This window comes from Alteromonas australica (assembly GCF_000730385.1).
In the GTDB taxonomy this organism is placed as follows: domain Bacteria; phylum Pseudomonadota; class Gammaproteobacteria; order Enterobacterales; family Alteromonadaceae; genus Alteromonas; species Alteromonas australica.
Genome location: NZ_CP008849.1, coordinates 1,573,204 through 1,588,437 on the forward strand (window position 1 = coordinate 1,573,204; position 15,234 = coordinate 1,588,437).

Genomic DNA, 15,234 nt, shown 5'->3' on the forward strand with positions numbered 1-15,234 from the left:
CCAATTTATGGCCCGAATATAGGTGTTTGTTAAAGCATCTGGTGGCTCATAAGCGATGTTACTTTCCAAAGATATCAGAATGCCAGTGGCGGAATAATTAGTTGCAACAAGTCAATGATGTGGCTTTTGTCGCAACCGTTACGCTGGTAGAATGCGCCACACTTAGACTTAAATTAAAGATAGAGAGTGATCATGTCGGTTGTAACACGATTTGCACCAAGCCCAACGGGCTATCTACATGTAGGCGGCGCACGTACCGCACTATATTCTTGGCTTTACGCAAAAAGCAAAGGTGGTGAATTTGTTTTGCGTATAGAAGATACAGATATAGAGCGTTCTACAGAAGAAGCAAAACAAGCCATTTTAGATGGCATGTTGTGGCTAGGGTTAACGTGGGACACAGGCCCTATTTATCAGACGGACCGATTCGACCGTTATAAAGAACTCATTCAAACATTGCTTGATGAAGGTAAAGCGTACAAGTGCTTCATGAGCGCAGAAGAATTAGATGCCATTCGTGAAGGGCAAAAAGAGCGTGGCGAGAAGCCCCGCTACCCAGGTACATGGCGCGATAGAACGGATCACCCAGAAGGGCAGCCTTTTGTCATTCGCTTCAAAAACCCGTTAGACGGTAAAGTGGTTATCAACGACCATGTACGTGGCAAAATTGAAATCAGCAATACTGAACTAGACGACTTGATCATTCAACGTACAGATGGCACGCCTACCTATAATTTCTGTGTGGTTGTTGATGATTGGGATATGGGCATTACTCATGTGGTACGTGGTGAAGATCACATCAACAATACCCCGCGCCAAATTAATATTCTTGAAGCATTAGGTGCTCCTGTACCAGAGTATGCTCACGTTTCAATGATTTTGGGTGACGATGGTAAAAAGCTGTCGAAACGTCATGGTGCTGTCAGTGTTATGCAATATCGTGATGACGGTTTTTTACCTCAAGCCGTACTTAATTACCTTGTGCGACTAGGTTGGTCACATGGCGATCAAGAAGTGTTTACGCTTGATGAGATGATTGAGCACTTTAGTTTGGATGGCATAGGGCAATCAGCATCAGCCTTTAATACAGAAAAACTGATTTGGCTAAACCAGCACTATATAAAGACATTGCCAGCGAGTGAAGTGGCAGCACATGCGAAATGGCATTTTGAAACGTTAAATGTAGATTTAACCGCAGGGCCAGCGCTTGAGTCTGTCATTGCTATTCAAGCGGACAGGGTGAAGACATTAAAAGAGCTTGCAGAGATTTCTACCTACTTTTATCAAGATTACGAAGCGTTTGATGCGAACGCGGCGAAAAAGCACCTTCGACCTGTGGCACGGGGTCCGTTAGAGCGCGTTAAAGATAAACTAATGGCGCTGGAAGAATGGAACCCTGAAAGTATCCAGTCGGCGATAAATGCAACCGCTGAAGAACTTGAAGTGGGTATGGGAAAAGTAGGCATGCCGCTACGTGTAGCTGCTACGGGTGGAGGTAACTCGCCTTCTTTAGATGTTACCCTTAATTTGCTTTCAAAAGAGAAAGTTGGCGAGAGAATCGACAAAGCGCTTACTTTTATAGCAAACAGAGAAAATTCATAAAAAAACCGTTGACATGACAGGGGCGGATGCCTAGAATGCGCCCCGCTGTCACGGAACAGTCACACAAAACTGACTGAGACATGATGGGGCCATAGCTCAGCTGGGAGAGCGCCTGCATGGCATGCAGGAGGTCGGCGGTTCGATCCCGCCTGGCTCCACCAATTTTTAAATTGGAGCAAATTTAGGCTGGAGTTGCTAACACAACTTCTGACTGAAAATTTAGTAAGAAAAAGAGCAATTAATTTGTTTGCTTAATCCAACTTTCTAAATACCTCGAATGCAATGTGTTCGAAGAACTATTTTCAGTCCCCTTCGTCTAGAGGCCTAGGACACCGCCCTTTCACGGCGGTAACAGGGGTTCGAATCCCCTAGGGGACGCCATATTTATCGCGTCACAGTCGATTAATACTGTGAAATAGGCTGAAGTTAACGTGTTAGCTTCGGACGGAAATTTCAGTAAAGAGAGTGATTCGTGTTAACGAATTAAGCTAGCTTTACAGAAGTTCAGTGAAGTTTTGCTTCACAGTCAAGTTTCTGTCCCCTTCGTCTAGAGGCCTAGGACACCGCCCTTTCACGGCGGTAACAGGGGTTCGAATCCCCTAGGGGACGCCATATTTATCGCGTCACAGTCGATTAATACTGTGAAATAGGCTGAAGTTAACGTATTAGCTTCGGACGGAAATTTCAGTAAAGATAGTGGTTCGTGTGAACGAACTAACCTAGCTTTACAGAAGTTCAGTGAGGTTTTGCTTCACAGTCAAGTTTCTGTCCCCTTCGTCTAGAGGCCTAGGACACCGCCCTTTCACGGCGGTAACAGGGGTTCGAATCCCCTAGGGGACGCCATATAAAAAAACCAGCCTTTCGGCTGGTTTTTTTTCGTCTTGCTATCATCAAGTTCATTGGTGAGCCACTTACACTTTTCGACTGTCCAATTTCTGTCTTTTTCAAATAAAGTCAAAAAAAGTGACTGTCCAACAAATAAAGTGACTGTCCAAAAACTAGTTTCAAAAAGCTAGTTTAAATCCAATGTAGTGATAATTAGACTGTCCAATTTAGCGTCCGCAGATATAATTTGTGCCATTGTGCTTTCAATTCATCAATGTAAAAACACATCTGTGTGTACGCCTGCTATCATGCAGTCAACTATTAAGAGGTTTCTATGCAAAATTACGCTATCGGTACTCCTGGAAAGCCATGGGGAACCAAAGAAAAAGAGTTATGGCTAGCAGCACAGGTTGTACAACGTAGTTATCATGATGAAGTGGTGCAACAACTTATGGGGATTGTCCCGACAGGGTTTAAGGTGGTGCAATATGGTTCGCTGCCATACGATGAAGAGCGCTATCCTTTGTACGCAATAGTACCTGAGTGCTTCGACAGCGCTAAGCCCTCAGCGCTGGTTACTGGAGGCGTGCACGGGTACGAAACAAGTGGTGTACAAGGAGCGCTTAAATTTATCAGAAATAACCTTTTGAACTATGCAAAAGATATAAACCTAGTTGTGGTTCCTTGTGTGAGCCCTTGGGGGTATGAAACCATTAATAGATGGAATCCTTTGGCTATTGATCCTAATCGTTCCTTTTACACAGACTCCCCAGCGTCCGAATCATCACAATTAATGGCGTTTATTGCTTCACTAGAACAGACCTTTACGCTTCATATCGATTTACATGAAACAACCGATACGGATAATTCAGAATTTAGGCCAGCGCTGGCAGCGCGCGATGGAACGACGCATGATAATTGGAACATACCAGATGGTTTCTATACCGTTGCCAATACGACAAACCCCCAACTCGATTTTCAAAAAGCGGTGATAGATGCTGTAAAAGTCGTCACACATATCGCCCCAGCAGATAGTGATGGCAAGATAATTGGTGCGCAAGTCGTTAGTGAAGGCGTGATTTGTTACGACAAGAAATCGCTTTATTTATGCGGAGGTATGACTGACGCAATGTACGTTACCACTACCGAAGTTTATCCAGATAGCAAGCAGGCGACCCCTGAGAACTGTAACGACGCGCAAGTGGCGGCGGTTTGTGCTTCACTAAACTTCATAAAATAGACGCTTGAACGTTTAGACGTCTAGATGTATATTTAGCCTCCAGTAATAGGAGGCTTTTTGTGTTTACATTTTCTGCTGTGATTTATGATGGGAATAAACAATCTTTAGTTCGTTATGACGGTAATGACGAAGAGGCGTTTGAGCGTTACCTCAATGAAAAGTATGGGTGCTATGTATGCCTCTGGTCGAATAAAGAGCTTAGCGAACGAGCGTTGACTACAATAAAATCCTCTGTTGCACTTAATGAGGCAGCAAAAATTAAGAGTGAGTAAACGGTGCATATACCTTCTCCATGCATTGCACAATGCAAATTAAACGATGATAACGTGTGTATGGGGTGTCATCGAACGATGGAAGAAATCGCTAACTGGGCGGGGCTTTCGTCAAAAGACAAAGCCAATGTGTTAGCACGCCTTCATGCAAATACACAGTTAGAGTCCGACAATCAATAGCCTTGATACAGGAGAGCGATTTACCCCATCTCTCTACATAAACTTACGTCACACTCAAGTTACCTCATTTAAACTTTCCCAAAACAGATTGAAACAGATTGGACAGTCAAAACAAGTTGGACAGTCAAAACAGATTGGACAGTCACTTTTAGGTTGGCAAAGCAAGTTGGACAGTCACTTTTAGGTTGGCGGATAAAGCAGACAACGAAGCTTCTCACACTGCGACGTGAAAACTTTCTTTTAAGTTCGTGATATTCATGGTCACCCACATGCCATTTTGATACACTCTCGCGCCGAAATTTTGACCTTACTACTAGCGAATTAGCACACAATGAAAATTATGTTAGCGCCGATGGAAGGCGTAGTTGATCATCTAATGCGAGATATGCTCACCCGAGTAGGTGGGTATGATCAATGTGTAACTGAATTCGTGAGGGTTGTGGATCAAAAACTGCCTAAGAAAACATTTTATCGCCTGTGCCCTGAATTGCATCATGGTGGAAAAACACCCTCGGGTGTTCCCGTTCGTGTGCAACTGTTAGGGCAGCACCCGCAGTGGCTGGCTGAAAACGCGGAAACTGCCATAGAGTTGGGCTCTCCTGGTGTAGATTTAAACTTTGGGTGCCCTGCTAAAACGGTAAACAAAAGCAAGGGTGGGGCGGTTTTACTTAAAGAAACTCAAGCGCTTTACGATATTGTTAAAGCTGTTCGAGATGCGGTTCCTTCCCATATACCAGTGTCGGCTAAAATTCGATTGGGTTTCGAGGATAAGAGCTTAGCCGTAGATAATGCAATGGCTATTACAGAGGCAGGTGCTTCTGAGCTTGTCGTCCACGCGCGAACCAAAACGGAAGGGTATAAGCCCCCCGCTTATTGGGAGTGGATAGCAAAAATAAAGCAGCACACTTCTATTCCTCTCGTGGCAAACGGCGAAATATGGAGTGCTTCTGATGCTAAACGATGCCAAGACGAATCTCATTGTACGAATTTAATGGTCGGACGAGGGGCCTTGGCATTACCCAATTTAGCTTTGTGTATTAAAAACAATGAAGCGCCCATGGCATGGAAAGATCTGGCCTCACTGCTTATCCAGTATTCCGGTTACGAAATATTTGGAGATAAAGGCAAATACTATCCTAACCGGTTAAAGCAGTGGTGTGGATACCTAAAAAGGCAATATCCTGAAGCCGAATTATTATTTAACGATATTCGCAGGCTCACGCAATCACAAGATATTGTAAAGGTTTTATCAGAGCACGCCGGTATAGCGCTGTAACTGTATCAGTAACTAAACTTGTTTATTTCCCTATATTTAGCATAATCGTTTTCAACGCTAATTTATTTTGCGTTATTAAAAATAACTAAATATGTCTGGGGAAATCATGAACGTCCAACCAAGTAAGCTATTTCTAGCTGCTGCTTGCATGTGTACGATTGCGTTGTTGGGGTGTAATGACGCGCAAAACAAAGAGCAAAAGCCGAAAGATAAAGTCACTATAAATGAAAATCCATATCCGAGTACGTACACGCCTATTGAAGGCAAACCAACGTTAATCACAAATGTCACCATACTTGATGGAATAGGCAATAAAATTGATAAGGGCGCGGTTCTATTTTCTGATGGGAAGATTGTAGGCTTGAGTACAACGCCACTTGGTGAGTCGCTACCTGCACCTGATAATGTGATGGTGATTGATGGAGAAGGGAAGTGGGTAACGCCTGGGATCATCGACAACCATAGCCATTTAGGTGTTTATCCTTCTCCTTCGACAAAGTCTCATTCTGATGGCAATGAAATGACCAGCCCTGTTACCGCGCAAGTATGGGCTGAACATTCAGTGTGGCCACAAGATCCGGGGTTTACTCGCGCGCTAGCGGGAGGGGTAACGACGCTTCAAATTCTTCCAGGTAGTGCAAACTTAGTCGGTGGTCGTTCAGTTGTGTTAAAAAATGTACCAAACCGAACCATGCAATCTATGAAATTCCCAGACGCCCCGTATGGCATGAAAATGGCCTGTGGCGAAAACCCCAAACGTGTTTATGGTCAAAAAGGCGGCCCTATGACCAGAATGGGGAACGTAGCTGGGTATCGTCAAGCATGGGCAGATGCACAGGATTATATACGTAAGTGGGAGCGTTACGAGCGTGATTTCGATGCAGGGAAATCCCCCACGCCACCGAAACGAGACCTAAAGCTAGAAACACTCGCAGGGGTATTAAAAGGTGATATTCTCGTACACATGCATTGCTATCGTGCCGACGAAATGACAGTGATGATGGATGTCATGAAAGAGTTCAATTATAAAATTGGAACATTCCATCACGCCGTGGAAGCCTACAAAATTGCTGATACCCTAAAAGAAAACCAAGTTTGCTCAGCCATGTGGGCCGATTGGTGGGGGTTCAAAATGGAAGCTTACGATGGAATTCGAGAAAATATTCCAGCTGTGCATGCCGCCGGAGCATGCGCCATTGTTCACTCTGACAGTGATTTGGGTATACAAAGGTTGAATCAAGAAGCCGCAAAAGCGTGGTCTGATGGCAAACGAGCCGGGCTAAATATCTCTAAGGAAGAAGCGTGGATATGGTTAGCCGCCAATCCTGCTAAATCATTAGGAATTTTTGATCAAACAGGCTCTTTAGAAGCGGGTAAGCAAGCGGACATCGTTCTCTGGAGTGGGGACCCGTTTTCTACCTATACCAAAGCAGAACGTGTGTTTATTGATGGCGGTTTAGCATACGCTTTAGACGCTCAGCAAGATTGGCCTGTAAGCGATTTTGAAATTGGACAAGTAGGTGAAGGAGACAGCAAATGAAGCGTTTAATTGTAATAGCATTAGCGATGCTATCCATTCATTCTACCTATGCAGAAAAACTCGCATTAGTTGGGGCTAAAATTCATACCATGAGTGAACAGGGAGTGATTGAAAAAGGCAGTGTTCTTGTCAGTGATGGAAATATTGTTTCTGTCATTGAGGGAACAGAAGTTCCTTCAGAATATCGGGTGGTGGATGTTTCTGGAAAAGTTATTTCCCCAGGGTTCATTGGCGCGTTGACGTCGTTAGGGCTCGTTGAGGTTTCCTCTTCATCTGGCGTGGTAGATGCGAGTATCGAAACATCGCCTATTACTAAAACAGGTGCGGCACTCGACGTCAGTTATGGTATTAATCCAGACTCGTCACTATTTGAGATCACACGATTAGAAGGCATGACAGCTGCGGCAACCGGTATGATGGGGGGGCATTTCCTGTTTAACGGACAGGGTGCTGTCATTTCTCTAGACGGTGATGAGCCTGTAATAAAGTCACAAGCTTTTATTTCAGTTGACGTGGGCGGTCAAGGAGCAGAAGTGGCAGGAGGCTCCCGCGCTTCTTTATGGGTAATGTTAGAAAAAGTTATCAACGAAGCGGCGAGTACCAAAAGTAATGTGACATCAACCACGCCATGGTTTGGACTTAGTTCTCGTGAAGATTTACCGGTGATTAAACAGGTTATAGCCGGTGATATTCCACTGTTTATGAAAGCAGACCGTGCTGCTGACATACGCCAGGTTATTGCGTTTAAGAAGCGACACCCAAGCATTAATCTCGTGTTGGTTCATGGAGTAGAAGCTTGGCGTGAAGCAAAGGCGCTTGCAGAAGCGAAAATCCCCGTCATCATTGACCCAGAGTACAATCTACCTGGCGGTTTTGACCAAATGGGTGCAACGTTGGCAAACGCGGCTCGATTAGAACAAGCCGGCGTTGAAGTTGCTATCGGTATGGATACCCATAATATTAGGTTAGCAGCGCAACATGCAGGAAATGCAGTTGCCAATGGCCTTTCTTATGAGGCAGGTCTTGCTAGCCTTACACGGGTTCCAGCTAAAATTCTCGGGTTGGACAGTCAAATAGGTGTACTTGCAAAGGACGCTCGTGCAGATATCGTCGTTTGGAGTGGCGACCCTTTAGAAGTAACGGAAGCGGCTGAAATGGTGATTATCAACGGACAATTTGTGGACATGGAGTCTCGTCAAACAAAATTAAGAGACAGATATCTTTCTCTTATGCAAAGTGACGCTAAAAAGCCTTCCTACTACTATCGATAACTCAGATTGGACAGTCTAATTCAGTAATGACTGTCCAACTAGGAAGCCTAAGGTAAGTGTTTGTAAAAAGGGACAGTCAAACTTTGTTTTGACTGTCCCTTTTTGTTCCTCTTTTTCATCATTCCTATTTCGAATTCAACAAAAAAGCGATCGGCAATTGGAAGACAGAATATTGAAGGGCTAGAAGTAAGCTGATTTAGCGAGGGTGATCAACGGTAGTAGGTGTAAGGGCTATTGAAAATAGCCCTTTTTAGAGAGTAGCGAGGTGTTTAGCTGTTCGACGTGATTCAAGCTCACATCAAATACCGTGTTGCATTGGTAACATTGGGCGTTCTCCCGTACTGGCACTGCTCAGCGAAGTCTACAATAGCAATGGGCGTCCCGATCGGGCCTGAAAACGTGTCTTCCAACTGGCAAGAAATCGTTAACCAGGCCGGCGCCTCCAACTCTAGCCTATCTAATATAGGTTGTAGTGAGGAGCTAATTGTTCCTTTCTTGTCATTTCTTACGTACCTGCCGGTTTCATCAACCAAACTTAAATAGCTATCTAGCGTGATAGGCAGTGCAGAGCGACCTCGTTTATCAATGCAGCCTGAAAAAGGCTTTAAAAATAAGGGCGATTTTCTTGCTCGACGAGCATTGATGCGGTACTTCACGCTGGTGAAGTCTGATTCTTCAGGCGTGGGCGCAAGATTGGCGCGAACAGGGTTTAAATCTGTATATGCCATTGCTGCTATTAGCGCTTTCTCATTCAAAAGCGCCTGAGACCTAAATCTTCGTTCCCAAAAGTAACCTTTGCAGTCGTCTTCTTTATTCGCTTTGCGTGCAATGTACTCGTTTAAAAGACGCATAAACCAGCTGACAGAGCACAATCGGCGGCGATATTCTTCAGCATACTCTAGCAAAATTTTTTCTTCTGCTTCGCTAAATGCTTGATCGTCAATATCATCTAAGTAGCGTTGGACCAATGGAGGGCATTTATAAAAGTTTCGCCATCTATTGAATACTTCTCTCACACTCCAATCTTTGACCCGTTCTCGATTAACGAAAAGGACAACGTGGGTATGATTGTGCATGACTGCATATGCACATAGTTCTATTGAAAATGAGCTGGAAAGCAAATGAAGTCGGTCTTCAATCCACTTTCTTCTATGCTCAAAGTTTCTACCAGTTTCATTATCACAACCACACAAGTATGACTGCCTAACACAACGAGTAGTGCAGTGATAGTATGGGGTGACGTCTACATTAACTTGCTTATACCGAGGTAAGGGCATATCCGTATCTCCAATGCGAATTAAAGATGATTATGCGCCCTTCTTCGGAAGATACTACTGTGCTTCAGTACGGTTTTTATACATAAGTGTCGATTGTTGAACCCACACGAGAATCAGATGAAGGGGCTGAGGCACTTGCTTCAGACGTTGTACGCACCTCTTGTGAAGGCTCCTGTCGGCGTTCTATAGGCTGTCGTGGATCTTGAGTGGTGTTTTGAACCACTGTAGACACGGGTGTCGCGTTGGTAGATGAAACGTCCATAAACCCTCCTCGATGATTGTTACTAAGTTAAATCAAAATCGTCGGTAAGTTTAGCACATAATTCGGGTTAATTATCGAACAGCGGCATTAATTGTCTATGCATAAACTCAGCGATCAAAGCCTGTGCTTCTGCATTTGGATGAATGCCGTCTCGCTGCATCAACGACGTGTCGAGCGCAATATTTTGCAAGAAAAAGGGAATAACCGGCACATTAAGTTCTTCACCAACCCTGTCAAAACTCTCACCAAACATGTTGGTATAGCGTTTGCCGTAATTTGTAGGTATTTGCATATCTTGCAAAAACACCTTGGCGTCAGCGGATTGTGCTATTTTCACGAGCGCAACCAAATTACTTCTAATTTTTTTTACGTTGTGCCCTTGTAGGCCATCGTTCCCCCCGAGTTCAATAAGTACATGGGAGGGCTGGTGTTGGGTTAACAACCTGGGTAGTCTCGCTAATCCGCCATCCGTCGTTTCACCACTTACCGCAGCATTTACAATATCAATCGGAATGTTCTCGTCTCGCCACGTATTTTGTAACAAACTTACCCAACCTTCTTCTTGCCTTAAACCATAGGCAGCCGATAGGCTATCGCCAAGTATCAGTAATTTCGCGTTAGGCTCTTTTTCATCACTATCATGTTGATCTGACTGAGCAAATGTGGGTATTAAAAGTAAAAAGACGAACGCAATGTTGCGCAAACTATAAAACACGAATTGATGACCTCTATGATTAAAACATCTAAAGTAACGAAAGTAGTCTCTACGAGTGAGGGTGAACTTCAGATCCTTAGCCCAATTTCCTTTGAAGTCAAGGCAGGTGAGTCTATTGCAATAATTGGTGCGTCAGGATCAGGAAAATCTACGCTTTTAGGATTGCTTGCCGGCTTGGATGAGTCAACGAATGGAGAAATTTGGTTGAACGGGGCGCCCCTCCACACTATGGGTGAAGAGGAAAGAGCTGTATTTAGAGGGCAGCATGTTGGCTTTATTTTTCAAAGTTTTATGCTGGTACAGAGTTTAACCGCACTTGAAAACGTCATGCTCCCCGCAGAAATAGCGGGCTTGTCTAATGCTAAGCAACGGGCAATGGATATCTTAAGCGACGTAGGATTAAGTCATAGAGCGCACCATTTTCCAAATCAGTTATCCGGAGGAGAGCAACAGCGAGTGGCAATCGCTAGGGCGTTTATCACTTCGCCAAAAATCTTATTTGCTGATGAACCTACTGGTAACCTGGATGCAAAAAACAGTGAAAAAGTTGAAGGCTTGCTGTTCAAAATGAATAGGGAAAAGGGCACGACGCTTGTGTTAGTAACCCATGACAATAATTTGGCAGCGAAATGTGATCGTCAGTTAACCATGACAGCCGGTGAGCTATCTGAGACCAGGCAATCCACTCACCCCGTAGACCGTGAGGTAGTCTAAATGAAGACAACCTCAAGCCTAGCATGGCGCCTTTTTCGTCATGAAGCTCGCCGTGGCGAACTGACTATAATTTTACTCGCTATTATTTTGTCTGTGGGGGCAGTGCTTTCGCTGTCCCTTTTTAGCGAGCGTTTACAAAGCGCCTTAACCTCGCGTTCAGCTGAATTTATTGCTGCTGACGCTCAACTGCGATCTGATAAACCCATTGATGAGGCTTGGTTGAAAGAAGCCCAGACACTTGGTTTAGATACCGCCCAGCAAGTGACGGCGCGTTCTATGGTGTTTTATGACGACGAAATGTTATTGGCCGACTTAAGAGCGGTTAACGAAGCATATCCGCTTAAAGGTAACGTAAACGTTGCTGAGCAGGCATTTGGGGCTAAAAAAATTGCGGATCAATTACCGCAAGCAGGGCAAGCGTGGATCCAATCACGACTATTTCAGTCGCTAGGCATTCAGCTTGGCGATGAGATAGAAATTGGAGATGGAGTATTCACAGTAACCAAAGTACTAGTCGATATTCCCGATGCGGGCTTCAGTGTATTTAATACAGATCCAATTGTGTTAATTAGACTGTCCGATTTAGCAAGTACAGCCATAACTGGGCCGGGAAGTAGAGCGCGATATGTTAGCTACTTTAAAGGCGATGGAGATGCACTGAGCGCCTTTTACGATTGGCTGCAGCCTCAGTTGCAAGATGATTTACACAGTTGGCGGACGGTAGCCGATGATGAATCGGCAATTGGTCGCTCAGTTGCGCGTGCAGGGCGGTATTTTTTGCTGGCTAGCCTGCTGGCCATTGTGCTTGCCGCTGTTTCCATTGCCGTTGCCGCGCAAAGATACAGTCAGCGACATTTCGACCCTGTCGCCATCATGAAAACACTGGGCGCAACAAAACAAACTATCCGCACCATTTATTTACTACAAGTTATTTTTATAACCTTATTAGGCATTGCAATTGGGCTTATCATCGGTTTTATCGGGCAACAAGCCGTAGTGTGGATGCTTGCAGATCAGGTAGATGTCGCTATTGGGATTTGGCATTGGAAACCGGTTATCATTGCAGTAATAACAGGAGCTACCTGCGCGTTACTGTTCTCTCTCTATCCACTAATGCAGCTTTTTGCTATTCCTCCTTTGCGTGTACTTCGGCGGGATATGGCGTCAAATTTACGGTCGCGCAGTATTCAGTTTTTAGCGTCCGGATCGGCTGTGTTTCTACTCATGCTTCTCTATAGTCAGGATTTTACGATAAGTTTAATTCTGTTTTCGTCGGGCGTCGCCCTGGTGGCAGGGTTGCTCATCGCTACCTATAGCTTAATTGCGCTAGGAAGAAAGTTAGGAGCAGGTAAAATGGGCGCCTGGCAACTAGCATGGGCTAGAATTAAACGCAGAGCCATGGATAACAGCGTACAGTTAATCAGTTTTTCAATAACAATCATGTTGCTCTTAGTCGTTCTCGTTATGCGCAATGATATGGTTTCTCAGTGGCGCGCTCAGCTTCCCCAAGGCACACCGAACTACTTTCTAATTAACATCACCGACACGCAGAAAGATAAGTTGGACAGTCACTTTTCTGAAAATGGCGTAAATATTGAAGAATTTTATCCCGTAATAAGAGGGCGGTTCGTTTCGGTAAACGATGAAAGGGTGAATACCGAGGTGACCAAAGAGGACAATGCTGATAATGAACGGCGTAGAGGGTTAGGAAGGGAAGCCAACCTTACTTGGAGTAATACTCTGCAAAAAGAAAATATCATAGTGGAGGGGCAATGGCATGGAGATACCTCAGTTGAGTCAGACACCACGGTCTTCCCCGTTTCCGTAGAAGAGGATGTGGCTGAACGCCTTGATATTAAACTGGGTGATAAATTAACCTTCAACGTGGGCAGTGAAATTGTTGAAACTGAAGTAACCAGTTTACGCAAGGTTGATTGGCAAACAATGCAGCCTAATTTCTTTTTCGTCATTCACCCGGCGGCTATGAAAGCGTTTAGCCCCACCTACATTACGAGCTTCCATTTGCCTACGTCGGAAAAGGCTAAATTGACGGCGCTTTTACAACCTTTCCCATCGCTTACAATGTTTGATGTAGATGCGCGTATAAATCAACTAAGAGACATTGTCGATCAGGTCTCTGTTGCGGTTGAGTTCATTCTTGTTCTTGTTTTATTTGCAGGATCACTGGTTTTGATAGCGCAAGTGCAAGCAAGTATGGATGAGCGAAAGCAGGAAATAGCAATCCTTAGAACCTTAGGCGCAAAAGGAAGCCTGATACGGAAAAGCGTGATTTTCGAGTTTGTTATTATTGGCATTGTCGCAGGCTTTATGGCTGCACTTGCCAACGAATTAAGTTTGTTCCTACTACAAACCTTAGTATTTCAAATGCCAGCAAGCTTACATATGGAATATTGGGTTATTGCGCCATTTGTAGGAGCGTTTGTAGTAGGAACGTTAGGGGCACTTGGTTGCTGGCGACTACTTACTTTAAACACTGCTGCGCTGCTGCGAAAAATGGTTTAGGTATTGGTAAAAAAATTGAAAACAAAATTGGACAGTCACATATACTTTGACTGTCCAATTTCATTTTTCTACTCTCACTTTGCCAATAATGGTTTTTTATCGAACGAATATGACTGTCCAACATGTCGTTTTATAAATTTTACGTGGCCAAGTTGGACAGTCAAAAAGCGTCCAATACCGACGATAAAAGTACCGGTTCATTCTGTGCGGTAGATGTTCGAAAGCGCGTCGTTCAGGGTAGGGTAGTCAAATGTGAATCCCGCGGCAGTTAATTTGGCGGGAATAACGTTTTGACCATTTAGGATCATGGTTGAGCTTTCGCCCATGGCGATTTTCATAACTATAGAGGGCACAGTAAATAGGCAAGGCCGTGATAGGTTACCTGCCAAGGTATGGGAGAAATGCGAATTGGTCACAGGTTCAGGGGCGGTCATATTAAAGGCACCTCGACAATTATCATTGTCTAGCAGAAACCTAATTGCCTTCACCATATCGTCAATATGGATCCAAGAAAGAAACTGTTTGCCATGCCCCAGTTTACCGCCTACCCCTAATTTGAATGGTAGTGCCATTTTAGCTAGCGCTCCGCCATTTTTAGCAAGCACAACTCCCGTTCTTAACGTACAAACTCGGGTGTTGTGGCCGTCTACAGTATTGGCTATCGCTTCCCATTTTGCACAAAGTTCATGTGTAAACTCGCTATGTGGGGGTGTTTCTTCAGTGACCGCTTGGCTTCCTTTATCACCGTAAACGCCAATGGCTGAGCCAGATAAAAATACCCGTGGTGGTGAAGACGCGCTATTGATTTTAGCAACCAGCTGCGCAGTGGTGTCCCACCGGCTATTGCAAATACGTTTCTTTTGGCTGGTGGTCCATCGTTTGTCAGCAATAGGCTCACCAGCTAAATTTATTATCGCATGAAAGCAAGCCATGTCGTCTATAGCATCAATACTATCGATAAACGATACTGGAGAATTTTGACTTAAACTATCAAGTGTCTCTTTAGCTTTAGTGATATCTCGTGTTACTACGGTCAGCCTATGCTCACCTGAGAGGCTTTTTACAAGGGCTTTGCCAATAAGGCCTGTTCCACCGGTAATCAAAATATTCATAGCACGTTGCGCCTATTTAAGAGTTAACCTGTTTTGTTACACGATAAGGTGAGAGAAACGGAGTCTGAAAATCGTAATGCATGTGGTTTATCTACTTCTACTTGAGCGTAACGTACAGATGAATGTTCTGCTGCAATACTTAACACATCGGCGGTGAGTTTTTCGAGAAGAGAAAAGCGATTATCTTCCACTAATTTTATTATCGCTTTCGTGATGGTTTTATAGTTAAGTGCATCGCTCATATTGTCGGTGTTGGTCGCTTTCTCTGCGTCGTAATCTATCTTAACGTTAACAACAACATCCTGTTTGTTTTTAATCTCGTCTTCGTTTATTCCAATGTAAGTACGTAATCTCAAGTTTTTGATTTTTATGGTTGCTAGATTGAAGGTCATAGTTTTCTCTGTTTGTAGTTATTTATAACTCGT

14 protein-coding genes and 4 tRNA genes are annotated in these 15,234 nt (G+C 44.2%); 13 read left to right on the plus strand and 5 right to left on the minus strand.

What is annotated here, in order from left to right; genetic code table 11:
- The first annotated feature begins 192 nt into the window (after window positions 1-192).
- From gltX to EP13_RS06995, 11 genes are all read left to right on the plus strand, one after another.
- Window positions 193-1,602 (plus strand): glutamate--tRNA ligase, encoded by a 1,410-nt coding sequence (gene gltX / locus EP13_RS06950; RefSeq protein ID WP_044056666.1) that lies wholly within the window; start codon window positions 193-195, stop codon window positions 1,600-1,602.
- An 85-nt stretch (window positions 1,603-1,687) separates the two neighbouring features.
- A tRNA-Ala gene (locus EP13_RS06955) sits at window positions 1,688-1,763 on the plus strand.
- A 144-nt stretch (window positions 1,764-1,907) separates the two neighbouring features.
- Window positions 1,908-1,983: transfer RNA gene (locus EP13_RS06960), tRNA-Glu, on the plus strand.
- A gap of 155 nt (window positions 1,984-2,138) precedes the next feature.
- A tRNA-Glu gene (locus tag EP13_RS06965) sits at window positions 2,139-2,214 on the plus strand.
- A gap of 155 nt (window positions 2,215-2,369) precedes the next feature.
- A tRNA-Glu gene (locus EP13_RS06970) sits at window positions 2,370-2,445 on the plus strand.
- Window positions 2,446-2,761: 316 nt separating this feature from the next.
- Window positions 2,762-3,667: a M14 family metallopeptidase gene (locus tag EP13_RS06975; protein WP_044056667.1), complete on the plus strand. Its 906-nt coding sequence runs from the start codon at window positions 2,762-2,764 to the stop codon at window positions 3,665-3,667.
- A 59-nt stretch (window positions 3,668-3,726) separates the two neighbouring features.
- Complete coding sequence (locus tag EP13_RS06980; protein ID WP_044056668.1) at window positions 3,727-3,939, plus strand: hypothetical protein; 213 nt, start codon at window positions 3,727-3,729, stop codon at window positions 3,937-3,939.
- Window positions 3,940-3,942: 3 nt separating this feature from the next.
- Window positions 3,943-4,119, plus strand: a complete 177-nt coding sequence (locus tag EP13_RS19065; RefSeq protein ID WP_081869465.1) for a DUF1289 domain-containing protein — start codon at window positions 3,943-3,945, stop codon at window positions 4,117-4,119.
- 331 nt (window positions 4,120-4,450) lie between these two features.
- Window positions 4,451-5,395, plus strand: a complete 945-nt coding sequence (dusC, locus tag EP13_RS06985; RefSeq protein ID WP_044056669.1) for a tRNA dihydrouridine(16) synthase DusC — start codon at window positions 4,451-4,453, stop codon at window positions 5,393-5,395.
- Window positions 5,396-5,498: 103 nt separating this feature from the next.
- A complete protein-coding gene (locus tag EP13_RS06990) occupies window positions 5,499-6,935 on the plus strand; it encodes an amidohydrolase (protein ID WP_044058812.1) in 1,437 nt (478 codons plus the stop codon).
- Window positions 6,932-8,206 carry an amidohydrolase family protein gene (locus EP13_RS06995; RefSeq protein ID WP_044056670.1) on the plus strand — a complete coding sequence of 425 codons (1,275 nt, stop codon included), beginning with the start codon at window positions 6,932-6,934 and terminating at the stop codon, window positions 8,204-8,206. The genes EP13_RS06990 and EP13_RS06995 overlap by 4 nt, the downstream gene beginning before the upstream one ends.
- 293 nt (window positions 8,207-8,499) lie before the next feature.
- Here the strand turns inward: EP13_RS06995 and EP13_RS07000 are convergent, their stop codons facing one another.
- The 3 genes from EP13_RS07000 to EP13_RS07010 all read right to left on the minus strand — a co-directional run bounded on the left by EP13_RS07000 (window position 8,500) and on the right by EP13_RS07010 (window position 10,460).
- Window positions 8,500-9,483: a hypothetical protein gene (locus EP13_RS07000; protein WP_044056671.1), complete on the minus strand. Its 984-nt coding sequence runs from the start codon at window positions 9,481-9,483 to the stop codon at window positions 8,500-8,502.
- A 76-nt stretch (window positions 9,484-9,559) separates the two neighbouring features.
- Window positions 9,560-9,745, minus strand: a complete 186-nt coding sequence (locus EP13_RS07005; RefSeq protein WP_044056672.1) for a hypothetical protein — start codon at window positions 9,743-9,745, stop codon at window positions 9,560-9,562.
- Between the two features lie 67 nt (window positions 9,746-9,812).
- Window positions 9,813-10,460 carry an arylesterase gene (locus EP13_RS07010; protein WP_044056673.1) on the minus strand — a complete coding sequence of 216 codons (648 nt, stop codon included), beginning with the start codon at window positions 10,458-10,460 and terminating at the stop codon, window positions 9,813-9,815.
- Between the two features lie 15 nt (window positions 10,461-10,475).
- Between EP13_RS07010 and EP13_RS07015 the strand changes: the two genes are divergently transcribed.
- Both EP13_RS07015 and EP13_RS07020 read left to right on the plus strand, forming a co-directional pair.
- Window positions 10,476-11,174 (plus strand): ABC transporter ATP-binding protein, encoded by a 699-nt coding sequence (locus EP13_RS07015; protein WP_044056674.1) that lies wholly within the window; start codon window positions 10,476-10,478, stop codon window positions 11,172-11,174.
- Window positions 11,175-13,697 carry an ABC transporter permease gene (locus EP13_RS07020; RefSeq protein ID WP_044056675.1) on the plus strand — a complete coding sequence of 841 codons (2,523 nt, stop codon included), beginning with the start codon at window positions 11,175-11,177 and terminating at the stop codon, window positions 13,695-13,697.
- Between the two features lie 197 nt (window positions 13,698-13,894).
- Here EP13_RS07020 and EP13_RS07025 read toward each other — a convergent pair whose 3' ends face one another.
- Window positions 13,895-14,809, minus strand: a complete 915-nt coding sequence (locus EP13_RS07025) for a TIGR01777 family oxidoreductase (protein ID WP_044056676.1) — start codon at window positions 14,807-14,809, stop codon at window positions 13,895-13,897.
- A 23-nt stretch (window positions 14,810-14,832) separates the two neighbouring features.
- The gene (gene folX / locus EP13_RS07030) at window positions 14,833-15,201 is read right to left on the minus strand and encodes a dihydroneopterin triphosphate 2'-epimerase (RefSeq protein WP_044056677.1); all 369 of its coding nucleotides are present in this window, start codon (window positions 15,199-15,201) and stop codon (window positions 14,833-14,835) included.
- Between the last annotated feature and the right edge of the window lie 33 nt (window positions 15,202-15,234).